Annotated in this window: 17 protein-coding genes and 2 pseudogenes; 8 read left to right on the top strand and 11 right to left on the bottom strand. The window is 69.1% G+C overall.

Going from position 1 to position 16754, the window contains the following annotated elements; genetic code table 11:
• Window positions 1-25: 25 nt before the first annotated feature.
• Window positions 26-448: an organic hydroperoxide resistance protein gene (locus Q9R22_RS08055; protein ID WP_035965673.1), complete on the bottom strand. Its 423-nt coding sequence runs from the start codon at window positions 446-448 to the stop codon at window positions 26-28.
• 430 nt (window positions 449-878) lie between these two features.
• On the opposite strand from Q9R22_RS08055, the pseudogene Q9R22_RS08050 reads away from it, so the two are divergent.
• Window positions 879-1177: pseudogene (locus Q9R22_RS08050) on the top strand (integrase core domain-containing protein); the annotation flags it as partial.
• 94 nt (window positions 1178-1271) lie between these two features.
• Window positions 1272-1694, top strand: coding sequence for a helix-turn-helix domain-containing protein (locus Q9R22_RS08045; protein ID WP_131333790.1), 423 nt, complete (start codon window positions 1272-1274; stop codon window positions 1692-1694).
• Between the two features lie 593 nt (window positions 1695-2287).
• Here Q9R22_RS08045 and Q9R22_RS08040 read toward each other — a convergent pair.
• Both Q9R22_RS08040 and Q9R22_RS08035 read right to left on the bottom strand, forming a co-directional pair.
• Window positions 2288-3052, bottom strand: a complete 765-nt coding sequence (locus Q9R22_RS08040) for an SDR family oxidoreductase (protein WP_131333791.1) — start codon at window positions 3050-3052, stop codon at window positions 2288-2290.
• Window positions 3053-3083: 31 nt separating this feature from the next.
• Entirely contained in the window at window positions 3084-4409 is a 1326-nt protein-coding gene (locus tag Q9R22_RS08035; RefSeq protein WP_131333792.1) for a deoxyribodipyrimidine photo-lyase, read from the bottom strand.
• Between the two features lie 486 nt (window positions 4410-4895).
• Between Q9R22_RS08035 and Q9R22_RS08030 the strand changes: the two genes are divergently transcribed.
• Complete coding sequence (locus Q9R22_RS08030; protein ID WP_242670526.1) at window positions 4896-6029, top strand: 3,4-dioxygenase subunit beta; 1134 nt, start codon at window positions 4896-4898, stop codon at window positions 6027-6029.
• 159 nt (window positions 6030-6188) lie between these two features.
• Here the strand turns inward: Q9R22_RS08030 and Q9R22_RS08025 are convergent, their stop codons facing one another.
• Window positions 6189-6884, bottom strand: coding sequence for a hypothetical protein (locus Q9R22_RS08025; RefSeq protein WP_311254149.1), 696 nt, complete (start codon window positions 6882-6884; stop codon window positions 6189-6191).
• Between the two features lie 241 nt (window positions 6885-7125).
• On the opposite strand from Q9R22_RS08025, the gene Q9R22_RS08020 reads away from it, so the two are divergent.
• Window positions 7126-7557, top strand: coding sequence for a MarR family winged helix-turn-helix transcriptional regulator (locus Q9R22_RS08020; protein WP_131334015.1), 432 nt, complete (start codon window positions 7126-7128; stop codon window positions 7555-7557).
• Window positions 7558-7604: 47 nt separating this feature from the next.
• Here Q9R22_RS08020 and Q9R22_RS08015 read toward each other — a convergent pair whose 3' ends face one another.
• On the bottom strand, window positions 7605-9362 hold the full coding sequence (locus tag Q9R22_RS08015) for an oleate hydratase (RefSeq protein WP_131333793.1): 1758 nt from the start codon (window positions 9360-9362) through the stop codon (window positions 7605-7607).
• A gap of 89 nt (window positions 9363-9451) precedes the next feature.
• Between Q9R22_RS08015 and Q9R22_RS08010 the strand changes: the two genes are divergently transcribed.
• Entirely contained in the window at window positions 9452-10198 is a 747-nt protein-coding gene (locus Q9R22_RS08010; protein ID WP_242670527.1) for a TetR/AcrR family transcriptional regulator, read from the top strand.
• 110 nt (window positions 10199-10308) lie between these two features.
• Here the strand turns inward: Q9R22_RS08010 and Q9R22_RS08005 are convergent, their stop codons facing one another.
• Window positions 10309-11070, bottom strand: a complete 762-nt coding sequence (locus tag Q9R22_RS08005; protein WP_131333794.1) for an amino acid permease — start codon at window positions 11068-11070, stop codon at window positions 10309-10311.
• Entirely contained in the window at window positions 11063-11281 is a 219-nt protein-coding gene (locus tag Q9R22_RS08000; protein ID WP_311254148.1) for an arginase family protein, read from the bottom strand. Before Q9R22_RS08000 ends, Q9R22_RS08005 begins: the two co-directional genes overlap by 8 nt.
• Between Q9R22_RS08000 and Q9R22_RS07995 the strand changes: the two are divergent.
• The 3 genes and pseudogenes from Q9R22_RS07995 to fmdA form a co-directional block, all read left to right on the top strand.
• Window positions 11261-12071, top strand: a pseudogene (locus Q9R22_RS07995) (aromatic amino acid lyase); the annotation flags it as partial. The gene Q9R22_RS08000 and the pseudogene Q9R22_RS07995 sit on opposite strands and share 21 nt — an antisense overlap.
• A 228-nt stretch (window positions 12072-12299) precedes the next feature.
• Window positions 12300-12593, top strand: coding sequence for an FmdB family zinc ribbon protein (locus tag Q9R22_RS07990; RefSeq protein WP_131333796.1), 294 nt, complete (start codon window positions 12300-12302; stop codon window positions 12591-12593).
• 58 nt (window positions 12594-12651) lie between these two features.
• Window positions 12652-13908, top strand: a complete 1257-nt coding sequence (gene fmdA, locus Q9R22_RS07985; RefSeq protein WP_311254147.1) for a formamidase — start codon at window positions 12652-12654, stop codon at window positions 13906-13908.
• A gap of 127 nt (window positions 13909-14035) precedes the next feature.
• Here the strand turns inward: fmdA and Q9R22_RS07980 are convergent, their stop codons facing one another.
• The 4 genes from Q9R22_RS07980 to Q9R22_RS07965 form a co-directional block, all read right to left on the bottom strand.
• Window positions 14036-14215, bottom strand: coding sequence for an aldo/keto reductase (locus Q9R22_RS07980; protein WP_276401464.1), 180 nt, complete (start codon window positions 14213-14215; stop codon window positions 14036-14038).
• A 327-nt stretch (window positions 14216-14542) separates the two neighbouring features.
• A complete protein-coding gene (locus Q9R22_RS07975) occupies window positions 14543-15151 on the bottom strand; it encodes a DUF3349 domain-containing protein (RefSeq protein WP_131333798.1) in 609 nt (202 codons plus the stop codon).
• Entirely contained in the window at window positions 15148-15420 is a 273-nt protein-coding gene (locus Q9R22_RS07970; protein WP_131333799.1) for a hypothetical protein, read from the bottom strand. The genes Q9R22_RS07975 and Q9R22_RS07970 overlap by 4 nt, the downstream gene beginning before the upstream one ends.
• Window positions 15417-16643 (bottom strand): inorganic phosphate transporter, encoded by a 1227-nt coding sequence (locus tag Q9R22_RS07965; RefSeq protein WP_131333800.1) that lies wholly within the window; start codon window positions 16641-16643, stop codon window positions 15417-15419. The genes Q9R22_RS07970 and Q9R22_RS07965 overlap by 4 nt, the downstream gene beginning before the upstream one ends.
• Between the last annotated feature and the right edge of the window lie 111 nt (window positions 16644-16754).

Genomic DNA, 16754 nt, shown 5'->3' with positions numbered 1-16754 from the left:
CATCGGGCGCAGTGCGACGCGCTCGTCAATCCTCCACCACGGTCACGGTGACCTCGATGTTGCCGCGCGTGGCGTTGGAATAGGGGCAGACCTGGTGCGCGGCGTCCGCGAGCTCCTGGGCCGCGTCGTGCTCGAGTTCGGGGATGATCACTTCCAACTGCACGGCCAGGGTGAACCCGCCTGCGCCGTTGTCGCCGATCTGCACGCGGGCACCCACGGCGGAATCCCCGAGCGAGACCTTCTGCTGGCGGGCGACCATCTGCAGGGCGGAGTGGAAGCAGGCCGCGTACCCGGCGGCGAAAAGCTGCTCGGGATTGGCACCGTTCCCGGATCCCCCCATCTCCTTGGGCACGGCCAGGTCAAACTGCAGCGACCCGTCCTTGGTGGCGACGCTGCCGTTGCGGCCCGCGCCCTGGGCAAGCGCTTCCGCGGTGTACATAGCCTTCATGATGATTCCTCGTCCTTTCCGTGGCCGGTGAGCCCCGGCCCTGAACGCCGGGTGGTACGACCGCAATCGATGGTAGGTCGCGGTATTTAGATTGTCCACAATCTAGACGTTCACTTTTCATGCGGGACGGGCCGGTGAGGGCCACCCGGAATCCCCCGTTACCTTTTTCGTGGCGCCTGAGTTCGAGAGGATGAGGGCGTAGGTAGCCAGCCGGTCCCGGCATGATTGTTGCCCCCAGTCGACCATGATCCGGGGGTGTAGTCACCGGGACCGGTCCTGGTTCACACGGACCGCTGAAGCGCCCTGGGTTTGGTTCCGAGATTCCTGAAGAAGGCCTCGGCTTTTTTCGCAGCGGAGCTCGACCGCCCCACGACGAGATGATCCGATTCATGGACATGAACACTCCGCCAAGGGTGAGGATCACCGCCCGGACCTGGTGAAACGTGACTTCACTGCCGCCCCGCACCAGCTGTGGGTCGCAGACATCACCTACGTGCGCCTCATGTCGGGATTCTGCTACGTCGCATTCATTACTGATGTCTGTACAAGACGGAGATCATCTAATCCAGGGGCGTGTGGGACTCGGCAACGGCGGTGGAGATCGCGATACTGGAGTGGGTCCACTGGTGGAACACCGCTCGACTTCACGAGTCCCTGGCCTACCGGACTCCGGCCGAGGTCGAAGCTGCTTGCACCGAGATCGAGGCGACCGCACCCGTGGTGCCCTAACCTCGGAACGAAACCCAAGGCGCTTCAGTTCTCGCAGGCGAAGATCTCCCACCACAAGATCCCGCGCCATGTGCACGTGGTGGAGGAGTTGCCCATGACCGAGCGGATCACGATCTCGGCCCAGACCGTGCGCGCGGCGCAGGCCCCCGCGCGTCAGGGTTCAACCTTGGTTCTGCGCGATGCAACCGGCGGGGAGGTGGAACTCCCGGACGAGGTCCAGAGGACACTCCTCCATGCACTCACGGCCATTGCCGAGCACGGTTCGGTCAGCATTGCTCAGATGCCCGACGAGCTGACAAGTACGGTGGCCGCGGACATCCTGGGGGTCTCTCGCCCCACCCTTCTCCGTTGGACCCGCGAGGGGCTGATCGAATCCTTCAAGATCGGATCACATACGCGCTTCCGTCGTTCCGATGTCCTCCGATTGCGGGAACAGCGGGAAACGGAACGTCGCGACGCCTTCGAGAAACTCCGGGCACTCGACGCGGCAGACGATGTCGAGCTTTTCGAGGACTGAGATCATGCGTTCGTGAGCGACACGTGGGGTACCCCTGTTTTCAACCGGGGTGCCCCACGTGATGTCACGAGATTTGGACCATGACGCAAAGAGTTTTCGTCGATGCCAACGTCCTCTTCAGCAAGACCCTGATGGATTGGCTCTTCTTGTTGCGCCTTAAAACCCCGCGATGTTCCAGGTCCACAGCACGGAGGACGTCTTCGCGGAGGCCATCGCGAACATGCGCAAGAAATGCCCTACAGCTCCGGGACATAGAACCGCCCAGCGGGCGCAGCTGATACGCAAGAACATGGATGAGGTCCTGTAGGGCTTCCCGTCCGATCTCGACTTCACCGGTACGGATGGCCACGATTACCACGTCTCCGCAGGGGCCGTTTTCGGAGGCGCAGACATCATCCTCACGCCCGACACCTACGTGCGGCCCGGGGAGCCGGTGACCTACGAGGGCACGCAGGCGCTGCGCCGCTTCTTCGGGATCGAACGCGACTGACCTCCAGCACACTAGAGGCCCACGCGCCATGCTCTGACGACGGCGGGGTAGCAGTCCTCGCGACATCGACCCGTCGCACGACGGGCCGCTGCGGTGCCGCCTCTCAGTACTCCGTCCGCAACCACTCGTCGAAGCGCTGCGAGGTGACGAACGCGTCCTGTGGGATCAGGCCACCGTGGGCGATCGCCCGGCCGAGCAGCGGCGCTTCCTTCAGCACACTGGGCGTGCGGCCCGCGAGGTCACCGCCGGCCGCGAGGATGCGGCGCGCGAAGTTCGCCATGGTGTCCACCTCCGGGCCGCGCACCGCGAGGATCTCGTGACGTGCCTCGCGATGGGCGGTGGCGACCTCGGCGACGAACCGTGCGACCTCCTCGCGCCGCGCGGGCGCCATGAGAAGGGTGGGCACCAGGGCCACCGGGCCGCGGGCGACCAGGCCGGTGGTTGCGGGAATGAAATCGAACCACTGGGTCGAGCGCACCGTGGTGGAGGGGATCCCCGCCTGCTGGTACACGCTCTCCTGCGCGGCCTTGCCCTTGTAGTAGCCGAAACCGCCGTTGACCCGCGGATCCACGGCACCCGCGATGGACAGGCACACGACTCGGCCCACGCCCTGCTCGCGCGCCGCCTTAACGGTCTGGGACGCGGCCCGCGTGAAGAACGGGACGGACTTGCGGGCACCGAACGTCTTGATGTGCAAAGCGTCCACGACCACGTCCACACCCGCCAAGGCCTGCAACAACCCCCGACCGGCCACGACGTCCACCCCCGTGCGGCGGCTCGCCCGCACCACGATGTGGCCGTCGGCCTCGAGAAGGTCGGCGACGTCGGACCCGAAACTCCCGCTGGCACCCAGCACGGCAATCTTCATGGGGCCAGCGTAGGCGTAGAGCGTGCAAGGTTCACAGGGTCTTGAACAGCTCCAGGGCGTGGGCGCGGGAAGCCTTGAGGTCCACGATGGATTCCACGCCCTCCTGCCGCCCGTTCCAGCGGTCCACGTACACGAAGTCCGGGTCGAACTTCTTCTGCTGGGTCTCGGGGTTGAAGATCCGGAAGTAGGGCGCGGCGTCGGTCCCGGAACCGGCCACCCACTGCCAGTTGTGAGGGTTCGAGGCGGGGTCCGCGTCCACGAGGGTGTCCCAGAACCACTGCTCCCCCAGCCGCCAGTCGATCAGCAGGTTCTTGGCCAATAGAGACGCGGTCACCATGCGCACCCGGTTCTGCATGGTCCCGGTCTCCCATAGTTCGTGCATGCCCGCGTCCACCAGGGGGATCCCCGTGCGCCCGCGCTGCCACGCGGCGAGCGCGTCGTCGTCCAGCGGAGGCCATGGGAAGCGCTCGAATTTGGGGTTGATGGGGCGGGTTGCCATGTCCGGGTGGATGTAGAGGTTGTACCAGGCGTACTCCCGCCATCCCAGTTCGGTGAGGAACTTCCCCGGGTTCTCCGCGCCGGACAGCGCCCTGTACCACACGGTGTGCGGGCTGATCTCCCCCCAGCGCAGGTGCGGAGACAGGCCCGACGTCGCCGGTTTCGCCGGGACGTCCCGGTCCTGCGTGTAGGTGGGCAGGCGCTCGTCGAGGAAGTCGTCGAGGCGGTCGTGGGCCGCGCGCTCGCCCACGGTCCACGTGCGGGCCAGCCCTGCCGACCAGTCCGGCGCGGTAGGTAGGAGCCCCCAGTCCTCGAGGGCGTCGGAGGCAGGGGTGGGCTCGGCGGGCACCACGGACGACGGCGCCGGATACGGTTCACGCGGCGGCGGCCCGCTCGTGCACGCGCGCCAGAACGGGGTGAACACTCGGTAGGGGTCACCGGCCTGCGTGGTGATGGCCCACGGTTCGAACATCAGGTTCCCGGCGTAGGAGTGCGCCTCCACCCCGTTCTCCCCAGCCCAGTCCTTGAGCCCGGCGTCCACCGCGCGCTCGGGCCCGCCGTAGCGCCGGTTCCACAGCACACGGTCCGCACCGGTTTCGCGGACGACGTCGCGCACGACCTCCCCCGCCGCCCCTCGCCGCAGGGTCAGAGGCGTCCCCAGGGCGGCGAGATCCGCCGCCAGCGACGTGAGGGAGTGATGCAGCCACCACTTCGCTGCACCCCCGAGGGGCCGGATGCCCGGGGATTCCTCGTCCAGCACGTAGAGGCACACCACAGGCTCACCGTGAGACACCGCCTCGTGCAGGGCGGGGTGGTCGGTGACCCGCAGGTCGTCGCGGAACAGCACCACGGTGGTCATGCGAACTCCTCGATGGGACGTGCGTGGGACGTGCCGGATTCCAGGCCGGTCAAGGGACACCTGTCAGCCTGGCACACCCACCGCTGAGGAGGGACCGGGCACCGGCCTGTGTGGCATCGGCGCCGTGCGCAACACGTCCGACCCCCTCCCACCCCGCGACGCCGTGTGGCTGATCGTGGCACTGGCCGCGCCGGCCCTGGGGCTGCTGCGCACCACGATCGCCCTGAGCGTCGGGCCTACGGCAACAGCCCGCCGTAGCGCCGGTTCCACGGCACGCGGTCCGCACCGGTTGTGCGGACGACGTCACGCACGGACTCCCCGGCCGTCCAGCACTGCGCGGGGCCCGGAGCCTGCTCCCCGTCAATCTACAGCCCCGGCACAGGCACACCCCACGCGCAGCACAGGCCGGTCGGACCGTGGATCCAGCCCGGCTCCGTAGCGTCGGGGGGTCGACGCGCCACTGAACGCCTTCCGAAGGAGCATGTAATGAACCCGATCCGTCGACGCCGCGGCATCCGCACCTACCCGGCCACCTCCGAGACCTGCGTTATGCAGTCGCAGAACACCGACCGCGACCACGCGGGCCGCCACCACCCCGGGCACCGCGACACCGGCGGCCCTGACACCGGCCACCCCCGCGATGAGGGTCACGACGCCTCCGGGGCCCTCCCCGCAACCGCAGCCGGCACGTTCGAGGGACGGGTCCTGGACCGCCCCCACGAGGACGTGGAGGACCAGGGCCTCGCTTTCGACCTCGGAACGCTGATCGACCGCCGCCGCGCGCTCGGCATCTTCGGGGCCGGCGCGAGCGTCTTCGCACTGGCGGCGTGCACGGGCACCACGACGTCGAGCTCGTCCAGTTCCGCCTCCGCGACGGCATCGGCGTCCGAGACCGCGAGCGCCACGCCATCGCCCTCCAAGACCTACGACGAGGAGATGCCGCAGGAGACCGCTGGGCCCTACCCCGGTGACGGCTCCAACGGTGCGGACGCGCTGGACGTCTCCGGGGTGGAGCGCAGCAACATCACCGCGAGCATCGACGGCGGCGCCGCGGTGGACGGCGTAGCCATGACCCTGACGATGAACATCGTGGACATGGTCAAGGACAACGGTCCCATGACGGGCGCGGCCGTGTACGTGTGGCACTGCGACCCGGACGGCAACTACTCCATGTACTCGGAGGGCGTGGAGGACGAGACGTACCTGCGCGGCGTCCAGGTGGTGGGCGACGACGGCAAGGTCACCTTCACGTCGATCGTCCCGGGCTGCTACGCGGGCCGCTGGCCGCACATCCACTTCGAGGTCTTCCCGGACATCGGCTCGATCACGGACGCCACCAACGCGGTGCTGACCTCGCAGATCGCGCTGTCGGAGGAGATGGCCAACACGGTCTACAAGGACTCCCGCTACCCGGACTCCGCCACGAGCATGTCCCAGGTCACCCTGGAGACGGACAACGTCTTCTCGGACGGGGTGGACATGCAGATGCCGAAGGTCTCGGGCAGCGTGGCAAAGGGGTACACGGTGACGATCGACGTCCCCATCGACACGAGCACCGAGCCCACGGCCGCCGCAGCACCGGGCGGCGCGGGCGGTCCCGGCGGCGTCCCGGGCCAGTAATTCCGTCGAACGAGTGATCCCGCAGGTCCCGCCGCGGACGACGCCGCCGCACCGCCGGTTCCCCGGCACCCGTGCGCCGGGGCGCGGGGCCGTGTGGAGCGGCGTCGTCCACGGGTCAGGTGTCGCCGCCCGGGCGTGGGAGCCTGCCGGGGCGGGGACTCAGGGCAGCAGCCCGTAGACGATCCCGCTCACGGCCACGATGCCGGCCACGGTGACGAACACGTTGGAGATCTTCCCGCGGTAGGGCTCCAGCCCGGGGAGCCTGCGGATGGCGTACATGGGCATGAGGTAGAGGATCACGGCGATCACGGGCCCGGCGAGGGACTCGATGAGCGAGAGGATGCTGGGGTTGGCGATCGCCACGAACCACGTGGTCACGAAGATGAACACGGCCACGGCCGTCCGCAGGGCCTTGTCGCTGATTTTCGTGCCGTCCCGGTCCACCATGGAGCGCACGATGCCGGTGGCACCCTCCGCCGCACCCATGTAGTGGCCGAAGAACGAAGAGGCGATCGCCGCGAGCGCCACGGCCGGGCCGAGGTAGGCGATGAACGGGCTGTCGTGCTCGTTGGCCAGGTAGGAGAGCACGGGCAGGTTCTGGTCCTTGGCGGCCTGCAGCCCGTGGGGGCCCAGGGCAAGCACGCAGGACCACACGAAGCCCATGGTGAAGACCACCAGCAGCAGGGTGCTGCGCTTGAGCACCACCGAGGCGCGCTCGCTCGCACGGGAGCCGTACTCGTGCTTCATGGCCACCGAGAACTGGGAGATGGCCGGGGAGTGGTTGAACGCGAAGACGAGCACCGGGATGACCAGCCACTGGGTGATGATCAGCATGATCCGCTGACCGGTGAGCATGACCGCCATCATCGGTACCACCAGCAGACCGGAGCAGCCAGCGCGGCGGTGGCTGCGGTCACCGAGGATCCTCCGGCCGGTGTGGACGTACGGTCGTGGTCATGCTCCGGCACCAGGGTCTCCGTGCTGTTGGGGGAAGGGTAGAGCGGAAGGATGCGGACACCCTGTGAGCCGGGCCATAGCTATACGCGACGTGCCCTCGTTGTTCCACAACCCCGCCGTGGTGGGCGCCTCCCGTACCATGGTGGGCATGGATCCCGAGTTCCGCCTGGACACGCAGCTGTGCTTCGCGCTGTACACTGCCTCGCGCAAGGTGACCAGCGCGTACCGTGAACCTCTCAAGGCCATCGGGCTGACCTACCCGCAGTACCTGGTGATGCTCGTGCTATGGGAGCAGGACCACCGCTCGGTCCGCCAGCTGGGCGAGACCCTCGCCCTGGACAGCGGCACCCTCTCCCCGCTGCTGCGCCGCGTGGAGGCGGCGGGCTTCGTGACCCGCCGCCGCAGCGAGCAGGACGAACGCTCGGTGGTCATCTCTCTCACGGACGCCGGGCGTGCCCTGCAGGAACCGGCCGCGGGGATGCAGCGCGAGCTGCTGGACGAGCTGGACATGTCCCCAAGGGACAGGAAGACCCTGCACATGCTGGCCCAGAAGCTGTGCCACGTACTGTGACGGCTTCCGGGTGCACCCGTGCAGGGTCGCTCAGCCCGCACTGAGGATCACAGCACGCCGTACTCCTCCAGCAGCTCTCCCACCTCGCCCTGTTCGAGGCGCTTGCGGAGCCGGCGGCGGATGGGCTCGGGCCCGGGGACCCGCACCTTCTCGCCGTCACGCAACCGGGTCAGGGCGTCGAGCAGGACGCGCACGTCGTAGGTGCTGCCCCACGTCTCGGGAACTCCGCGCTCCACGCCCATGAGCTGGTACACGGCCTCCATGCCGGTGCGCACCGAGTACTCGGTGGTGAAGATGCAGTCGCGGCCGGTCTCGGCGAACTGGCCGATGAACGCGAAGTTGCGGGCACCCTCGGGCACCACCCGGGGGCGGTCCCCCGCGTGGCGGGGCATGAAGAAGCTGGTCACGTACGGCATCATCACGGGAACCGTCTTGGCGCCCGTGGCCGCGAGCTCCGGGATCTCCTCCACGGGAACGCCCATGTGGTAGAGCCACTCCTGGGTGATCTCCTCGCCCGTGCACTCGGCCATGGTCTTCTTCACGAAGTCACCGGGAGTGTCCACGAACAGCGAGTAGACCCACACCACGACCTGGTCCTTCGGCTGCTTCTTGAAGTGCGGCTGGCGGTTCACGGTCCAGCTGAGCAGCCATGAGGAGTCCTCCGCCGTGACGATCCCGCCCGTGACCACCCGGCCGCTGAACGGGTCCCGCTGCGCGATCTTGCGGATGTACTCGGGGATCCGCTCGTCCAAGGTGGTGACGGTGGCGGACTCCCACTTGGTCTCGTCGATCGATGAGCAGAACACCTCGGGGCGCCCGAACGACGGGTCCTTGGCGGCGATCCGCTTCCACAGGTCCCAGGCCGAGGCGGGGCCGCGGTCTAGCGTGGCGGCCGTGGCGTGGTCGCCGTCGTTCGAGTTGTCCACGAGGGATCCGATGGTGGTGAACACGAGGTCGTGCTCACCCAGTTCCTGGGTCTCGGTGGAGCCCTCGCGCACCCAGTGGATCGCGGTGGCACGGATCTCGCCGTTGCGGTGGGCGAAGTCGATGTCGCGGACATCGGTGTCGTACTGGAAGGTGACACCGCGCTCGGTGAGGTAGGAGATCAGGGGCAGCACGAAGGACTCGTACTGGTTGTACTTGGTGAACTTCAGCGCGGAGAAGTCCGGCAGCCCGCCGATGTGGTGCACGAAGCGGTGAAGGTAGAGCTTGAACTCCAGCGCGGAGTGCCACTCCTCGAACGCGAACATGGTGCGCCAGTACATCCAGAACGGGGAAGCCAAAAACTCCTTGCTCATGACTTCCTGGATCTGCTTGCCCTCCATCTCCTCACGCGTGGCCAGGAAGATGTGCAGGAGGTCCTTCTGGGCGCGCTGAGGGAGGTCGAACTTGCCCTCGTGGCCCGCGTCCTGGCCCTGCTTCACGGTGGCGCGGCGCAGGGAGTAGTTGGGGTCGTCCCGGTTGAGCCACGCGAACTCGTCCAGCACGGACGCGCCCTCGATCTCCAGGGACGGCACGGAGCGCATCATGTCCCACAGGCACTCCATGTGGTTCTCGAGCTCACGCCCGCCGCGGATCACGAACCCCTTCTCGGGCACGTCCAGCCCATCCAGGGCACCGCCGGGCAACCGGCCCTTCTCCACCACCGTCACGTTCTCGCCGGGCACGCCGGCGTCCCGGACCAAGAACACTGCCGCCGCGAGTCCGGCGAGACCGGATCCCACGATCCACGCGCGGGTGTCCTGTGCGTGCTCCGCCGGGCGGGGCCGCATGAAGGCCTCGTAGTTGCCTGCTGTGAACTGCATATCGTTCCTCCTTCCGCGGGGGCGTCACCTTGGCGCTCCCTGCGTTCATAATTGAGCATACTCAATTTTGAGTGCAATACAATTATTCGGTGGAGAAAATTCAGAACCCGACGCCCCGCCGCAGAGCACGCCCCCTGGAACACGTGGCCGCCCGCGTGAGCCCGCGCGGCCCCGGGCGCCGCGAGATCGCCAAGGCGCAGAAACGCGCCCGCATCCTGGCCGCCGCCCGCTCGCTCATGAGCGAGAAGGGCTACGCGCAGATGTCCATGAGCGAGGTCGCCTCCCGCGCGGACGTGGCCGCGGGCACCGTGTTCCAGTACGCCGCCACCAAGGCGGAGCTGCTGATGATGGTCACCGAGAACATCTGGGCGGACCACATCAACGACACCCTGGACGCCACCCCCGACCCCGGCCACCGCTCCCCCGCTGCGGTGGTGGACGCCATCATGAACTCTCTCGACCCCATCTTCGACATGGCCGTCCACTGGCCCGAGACCACCGTGTGGATCGCTCGCGAGATCCTCTTCGGGGAGGACCTCCCCCACCGCCGCGAGGTGCTGGGGCTGGTGGAGAAGCTCGAGAACCACATCGCTCGGATGCTCGCGGGCTGCCGTTCCGCCGCGCACGCCGGTACTACACCTCTGGACGTGGGCGCGCGGATGATCGTGACCAGCGGGCTCGCGGAGCTCAACCGCGCCCGCCAGGGCCGCGCCGAGCTGCGCCTGGTGCTCGAGCGAATGCGGGAGATCGTCGCCCTCGTGGCCGCGGGCGTGGACAGTGCACTTCCTCCCGCGCACGATGCCGCTGCCCCCGCCTTCCCGGCGACCGCCCGGTAGTCCGTACCCGGGAAGGCGAGGTTGCGCGCGGACCCGGCGGTGCGGCGTCGCCGTACGGGCGTGGAAGGACCCCGGCTCGCAGATGGGCGGGGGCTCTTGGGGCGCAGGGATCAGCTGCGGGGCAGGGTGATCAGCGCGGTGTGGTCGTCCAGCGGCGGGCGGTGGCGGCCGCCGCCCCGGACGAACAGCGCGTAGCCCACGCCCAGGAGCACGAGCCACACGACGCCCACGATCAGCGCCACGCGGGTGTCCGGGAACCAGCCGAGCAGCACGATCATGAGCCACACCCACACGGTGGCGAAGGTAGCGATCGAGGCGCTGATGAGGAACACGTCCTCGGGGATCACAGCGTTGAGCACCACGCCGATGCCCAGGGCGATGCTCATGACCACCACGGTGAGCCACGGGACGCCGTTGCGGGAGACCCTGGTGAAGGCCCAGGGCGCCTGGCCGTGCTCCGCGAGGCCGAAGAGCATGCGGCCCGCACCGGAGGAGTCGGCGTTGATGGCGGAGATGGCTACCACGATCATCTCGAAGACGAACGTCCACCCCGTCACGAATCCGGCGAAGGGCCCCAGGTAACGAACGGCGTACTGCCCGAAGGAACCCGGCACGGGGTGACGGACCGCCATCTCACCGAGTGCTCGCATGACCATGTACACGGCCGCGCCCGCCAGGAGGTAGGCGAGGATCACCGCGGGTCCGGCCTTCTGGATGGCCGTCGCGAAACCGTAGAACAGTCCCGTGCCGATCGCCGATCCCAGGGCGATGAACTGGATGTGGCGCATGGTCAGCCCACGGGACAGGGCCGGGCCTCGCTCGCCCGCACCATCGGAACGCCCGACGGGTGGAACGGTGGTGGTCCTACGCATGATCTTCTCTCGAGTTCTCGTCGTTGAGTGCGCCCCACCGTGCCGTCATGGCGTCGTGGACGAGTGTGGTGATCAGTCGAGCGGCGGTGCGCGCGGCGCGCCCGTCCGCATCGAGTGCCGGTAGCAGTTCGACCATGTCCATCAGCGCAAGTTTCTCGCTGCGGGCCACGCGCCGACAGATCTGCCGGATGACCTCACGCCCCTCGCCCACTGCGCGCTCGTGCTCATGGGCGAAGGGCGCGCCACCGGGCCCGACGGCGTGTTCGTGCCCGAGCTGCACGAGCCGTTGCGCCCCCCGCCCGGGCCAGAAGTATGCCGCTGCGAACATGCTTACGGTGCTGGAAGGCTCCGGCATCGTGGCGTACGCCCTGAACGTCGCGCAGCAGGAGCTCGCCGCGGCCGTGGACATCCCCGTGGTGCTGGGCAACGACACCGTGGGCTCCAACGGCAACTTCCACGGCACCCCCGTGGCCTACGTGCTGGACTTCATGGCCATCCCCATCGCGGACCTGGCGTCCATGTCCGGGCGCCACACGGACCGCATACTGGACCCGGCCCGCTCCCACGGCCTGCCCCCGTTCCTCGCGGAGGACCCGGGCACGGACTCCGGGATGATGATCGCCCAGTACACCCAGGCCGGACTGGTCTCGGACATGAAGCGCCTCGCGGTGCCGGCCTCGGTGGACTCGATCCCCAGCTCGGCCATGCAGGAGGACCACGTGTCCATGGGCTGGCACGCCGCTCGCAAGCTGCGCCAGGCCGTGCTGAACCTGCGCCGCGTGCTCGCCATCGAGCTGCTCACCTCCACCCGCGCGATCGCCCTGCGCGCGCCCCTGGAACCGGGCGCGGCGGCGTCGGCGGTCATTGCGGACCTGGACGGCCGCGTGGGCGCGCCCGGCGAGGACCGCTTCATGGCACCGGAGATCGAGGCCGCCGAGGAGTACGTGGCCTCGGGGCGCCTGGTGCGCACGGTCGAGTCCGCGGTGGGCCCGCTGAACTGACCGGCACGCGCGGAGGCGGGGCACGACGTCGCCCGCGTGCCTCCCCCACGCACGGCCAGTACGTAGGGTGAGGGACGCCGCGTTTGCGGGGAGGTTCTGCCCCTGAATATCGCGTTGTCGGGGGGCAGAACCTCTCCCTGCGCGTCGCGCCACCCACCCCGAACGCCCGGCCCTTTCCCCTCTTCAGAGCGAGTTGTATCGTGGCTCACACGCGTGAAGGGAGCGCCCATGCCCGTCTACGAGTTCCGGTGCGAGGCCTGCGGGCCGTTCGACGCCCACCACGCCATGGCGCAGGTGCCGCGTTCCCAGGTCTGCCCCGCGTGCGGCGCGGACGCACGGCGCGTGTTCTCCGCCGTGGGCCTGTCCCGCGCGAACTCTGCCCGGGCACGCGTGATTGACGACGCTGCCCGCACGGCTGACGCGCCAGACGTCGTCCGATCCCTGCCCCGCCAGCCCGGCGCCCCCGGCGCGGCCCCGGCCGTGACCCGGGACCCCCGGCACGCGAAGCTGCCGCGGCCGTAGCTTCCCCGCACTGCCGCGCGGGAACCGCCCGCGGGGCTCTCCAGAAAGGTCACGAACCATGCCAGAAGTGATTTTCCCGCTGGACTCGACCAAGCCCTTCACCGAGCAGAAGCTGACCGGCCACAACCGCTGGCACCCGGACATCCCGCCCGTGGCCACGCTCAAACGTGGCGAGAGCTACCGCATTGACTGCCGCGAGTGGTTCGACGGCGCCATCAAGAACGACGACTCCGCGGACGACATCCGGGACGCACCCCTGAACCGGGTGCATGCACTGTCCGGGCCGTTCCGGATCGAGGGTGCAGAGCCCGGTGACCTGCTGATCGTGGACATCCTGGACGTGGGGCCCATTCCGCAGGAGGAGGGGCCGCTGGCCGGGCAGGGCTGGGGCTACACCGGGATCTTCGCGCAGAAGAACGGTGGCAGCTTCCTGGTGGACCAGTTCCCGGACGCCTACAAGGCCGTGTGGGACTTCCGCGGCGGCGAGTGCACGTCCCGGCACATCCCCGGCGTGAAGTTCACGGGCATGGTGCACCCGGGCCTGATGGGCACCGCTCCGTCCGCGGACCTGCTGAAGACCTGGAACAAGCGCGAGGGCGATCTGATCGCCACCGATCCGCAGCGCGTGCCCCCGCTGGCTCTGCCACCCGAACCCGACGCCGCGATCCTGGGTTCGCTGACCGGCACCGACTTCGACCGCGTGGCCGGCGAGGGCGCCCGCACGGCTCCCCCGCGCGAGAACGGCGGCAACCAGGACATCAAGAACTTCACCAAGGGCTCGCGCGTGTTCTACCCGGTGTACGTGTCCGGGGCGAACCTCTCCATGGGGGACCTGCACTTCTCCCAGGGGGACGGTGAGATCACGTTCTGCGGCGGCATCGAGATGGGCGGGTTCATCGACATCCACGTGGACGTGATCAAGGGCGGCATGGACACCTACGGCGTGAGCGAGAACGCCATCTTCATGCCCGGGCGCAACGGTCCCGTGTACTCGGAGTGGCTGGCGTTCTCGGGCACGTCCGTGACACTCGACGGCGAGCAGCGCTACCTGGACTCCCACCTGTCCTACCAGCGCGCGATCCTGCACGCGATCGACTACCTCGCCAAGTTCGGCTGGTCCAAGGAGCAGGCGTACCTGCTGCTGGGCGCCGCCCCCATCGAAGGTCGCTTCTCCGGGGTGGTGGACATCCCCAACTCGTGCGCCACGGTGTACCTGCCCACGGAGATCTTCGACGTGGACATCCGCCCCTCTGCCAGCGGCCCCACGCAGGTGGATCCGGGCATGGGCGCGCCGCGGGCGATGAACCAGGGCTGATCCGCGCGGTTCGCCGCTCCTGATCCGCCCCGACGACATCTGGGGCGGGAAGTGCCCGGCTTCCATGCCACCGGACAGTCATTTCCCGCCTCAGATGCACGACGCCGCCGGGAGACTCCCGCGCGCCTCATGCCGCGGCGTCGAGCTCCCGCAGCACCTCGGCAGGAAGGTGCACTCCCGCCGCCTCCACGTTCTCGCGGAGGTGGTCCGGGCTGGCCGTACCCGAGATGACGAGTGACTGCGGCGAGCGCGCCAGGACCCACGCGAGTCCCACCTGGTTGGGGGTCACCCCCAGCTGCTCTGCAATCTCGCGCGCGGGGGTCCTCGATGACGAGCCCGGGCTGCATGTCCATGCGCTGCAGGTAGACCACGTCCAGGTGGTCGGTGCCGAGCGAGCGCAGGTTCTCGTGGACGGCGTTGCGCAGCTCGGAGGGCTTCTGGGCGGCCGTCATGGGCGCGGGTCCTTCGGGGAGCGGCCGGGCACCCACCTTGCTCGCGTAGAACACGGCGTCCCGGTCCGCCCCGGACGACGCCGCCCGCGTTGGGCTCCCCAGGCCGTAGCCCATGCGCGCGACGTCGCGCGAGACGATGCCCACACACCCGGCCTTCTCAGCGGGCGCGCCCTGGTAGGTGGTTACGAGCGGGTCTCCTCGGTCTGCCCCGGATCCGCGGCCGGATCCTGCGGCTCCTCCAGCGGCCAGCCGTGCGCGGCGAGCATCGCGCGGATGCGCTCCATCTCCTCCGGCTTGGGCTCGTCCTCCGTGGCCCGGTGGATCGCAGCGCGGGCGTCCGCCTCGGAGAGGGAGGTGCCCTCAGTGCGGGCGTCCGTTGCGAGCTGCTCGGCGATCGCGGCCATGTCCTCGTCGTTGAGCTGCGGGCGCAGCACCGCCAGGACCGGGAGGTAGTCCTGCGCGGGCACGCCGTGGGGGTAGTCCGCGCGCAGCCAGTTCATGGCGCGGGCCACGTAGCCCGGCTGCCGGACGGGGGCATCCGGACCCGGCCCGGCGAGGGGCCAGCCGGCGCGCGCGAGGGTGGCGGCGACGTCGGCGAGCTGCTCCGCGGACGCGGAGGCGGCCACGAGCGTGTCATGGCTGGGGAGCTCGAGGGCCTCCAGGAGACGCTCCGCGCGGCGGGAGCCCACCGTGCGCACGAGCAGCTCCGCCAGAACGGGGCGCGCGTCCTCGGGGACACCCTGGGGATAGGCGGCTTGGAGGTGCTCCAGCGCCGCGTCGAAGGTCATCATCCAAACACCGAGATCCCTAGGTAGTGGTCCAAGCTCTTCCGGGTGATCCACAGGACCCCGATCACCACGGCGGCGAGCACGATGACAAAGCACAGCACGGCGCCCGCGAGCGCCACGGCGTTCCTGCGCGCCGTGCCGTCCGGGCCCGGCGGCAGGGTGGCGCGGCTCCACAGGGCGATGCCCACCGTGAACAGCGCGGGCAGTCCGGCGCCGAAGCAGAGCCCGGCCAGCAACACGGCGAGGGCAGATTCCGCCATCTGGGCGGTCATGAGCGAGCCACCTCCTGGGTGTCGGCCCGGTCCGGGTCACCGGGGGCCACGGAGTGGGTGTTCTCGTCCCACTCGGCATTGACGTTGTGCCGGTCCACCTTCTGGTGCCGGGACCGCGCGAAGATCACGGCGGAGGCCACCGCCAGCAGCAGGAAGATCACCACGGCGCCGGACAGCCCGCCCACGGCCCGGGCGATGATGAAGCACACCGCACCCACCACGGCCGCGGCGGGGAGGGTGAGCAGCCAGCCCACCACCATGCGCCCGGCCACGCCCCAGCGCACCCGTGCCCCGGGCTTGCCGACGCCCGAACCGAGGATGGATCCGGTGGCCACGTGCGTCGTCGACAGCGCCATGCCGAAGTGGCTGGAGGTGAGGATGATCGCGGCCGAGGAAGCCTCCGCGGCCATGCCCTGCGGCGGTTCGATCTCCACGAGTCCCTTGCCCAGGGTGCGGATCACGCGCCAGCCGCCCAGGTAGGTGCCGAGCGCGATGGCCACGGCGCACGTGACGATGATCCACGGCGGCAGCCCGTTGTCCTCGATTCCCTGGACGCTCAGGTTCCCGTGGGCGATCAGGGCGAGGGCAATCACGCCCATGGTCTTCTGCGCGTCACCCGTGCCGTGCGCGAGAGACACCATCGACGCTGTTCCCACCTGTCCCCAGCGGAAGCCGCGGTCCTTGTGGCGGTTCGAGGCGGCGCGGCTGATGAGGTAGACGAGCGCCGTCCCCACCGCGGCCACGCACCCAGCGATGAACGGGGCGAGGGCGGCGGGGACGAGGATTTTCTGGACCACACCGGACCAGTTGACCCCGGCGACGCCGAGCGAGGCCAGGCCGGCGCCGATCAGCCCGCCGAACAGCGCGTGCGACGAGCTGGAGGGCAGACCGAACAGCCAGGTGGCCAGGTTCCAGAGGATGCCGCCGATGAGTCCGGAGAAGATCAGCACCAGCGCGAGAGTGGGGTCCAGTCCGTGAACCAGTCCGCCGTCCGAGGTCTGGATGAGCAGGACGTCCTTGGTCACCGTGGTGGCCACCTCCACGGAGAGGAACGCCCCCACCAGGTTCAGCACCGCGGACAGTGCAACCGCCGTCCTGGGTGAGAGCGCACCGGTGGCGATGGATGTTGCCATGGCGTTGCCGGTGTCGTGGAATCCGTTGGTGAAGTCGAAAGCCAGTGCGGTCACGACCACCAGGCCCAGGATCACCAGTTCAACTGTCATGCCTCCAGGATGACGCCCCCCTGTCCCGCGCACCAAAACCGCCCCCGGGGCGGCACTGGGACAGCACCGGGGTGCATGCGTCCGGCACGATCCGCCGCAGGGAAACATCGC

Origin of the sequence: Kocuria sp. PD6 (genome assembly GCF_031844145.1) — a bacterium.
In the GTDB taxonomy this organism is placed as follows: Bacteria; Actinomycetota; Actinomycetes; order Actinomycetales; family Micrococcaceae; genus Kocuria; species Kocuria marina.
Note: the sequence above shows the minus strand (reverse complement) of the source record. Positions and strands in the feature narration are given on the sequence as shown.

What these genes read in the sequence shown, in the direction of transcription:
- Q9R22_RS08025 (WP_311254149.1), bottom strand. Translation starts at nt 6,884, where the DNA reads ATGCTCACCGGTCAGCGGATCATGCTGATCATCACCCAGTGGCTGGTC.
- Q9R22_RS08020 (WP_131334015.1), top strand. Translation starts at nt 7,126, where the DNA reads ATGGTGGGCATGGATCCCGAGTTCCGCCTGGACACGCAGCTGTGCTTC.
- Q9R22_RS07975 (WP_131333798.1), bottom strand. Translation starts at nt 15,151, where the DNA reads ATGATGACCTTCGACGCGGCGCTGGAGCACCTCCAAGCCGCCTATCCC.
- Q9R22_RS08055 (WP_035965673.1), bottom strand. Translation starts at nt 448, where the DNA reads ATGAAGGCTATGTACACCGCGGAAGCGCTTGCCCAGGGCGCGGGCCGC.
- Q9R22_RS07970 (WP_131333799.1), bottom strand. Translation starts at nt 15,420, where the DNA reads ATGACCGCCCAGATGGCGGAATCTGCCCTCGCCGTGTTGCTGGCCGGG.
- Q9R22_RS08030 (WP_242670526.1), top strand. Translation starts at nt 4,896, where the DNA reads ATGAACCCGATCCGTCGACGCCGCGGCATCCGCACCTACCCGGCCACC.
- Q9R22_RS08015 (WP_131333793.1), bottom strand. Translation starts at nt 9,362, where the DNA reads ATGCAGTTCACAGCAGGCAACTACGAGGCCTTCATGCGGCCCCGCCCG.
- Q9R22_RS08040 (WP_131333791.1), bottom strand. Translation starts at nt 3,052, where the DNA reads ATGAAGATTGCCGTGCTGGGTGCCAGCGGGAGTTTCGGGTCCGACGTC.
- Q9R22_RS08045 (WP_131333790.1), top strand. Translation starts at nt 1,272, where the DNA reads ATGACCGAGCGGATCACGATCTCGGCCCAGACCGTGCGCGCGGCGCAG.
- Q9R22_RS07965 (WP_131333800.1), bottom strand. Translation starts at nt 16,643, where the DNA reads ATGACAGTTGAACTGGTGATCCTGGGCCTGGTGGTCGTGACCGCACTG.
- Q9R22_RS07990 (WP_131333796.1), top strand. Translation starts at nt 12,300, where the DNA reads ATGCCCGTCTACGAGTTCCGGTGCGAGGCCTGCGGGCCGTTCGACGCC.
- fmdA (WP_311254147.1), top strand. Translation starts at nt 12,652, where the DNA reads ATGCCAGAAGTGATTTTCCCGCTGGACTCGACCAAGCCCTTCACCGAG.
- Q9R22_RS08035 (WP_131333792.1), bottom strand. Translation starts at nt 4,409, where the DNA reads ATGACCACCGTGGTGCTGTTCCGCGACGACCTGCGGGTCACCGACCAC.
- Q9R22_RS08005 (WP_131333794.1), bottom strand. Translation starts at nt 11,070, where the DNA reads ATGCGTAGGACCACCACCGTTCCACCCGTCGGGCGTTCCGATGGTGCG.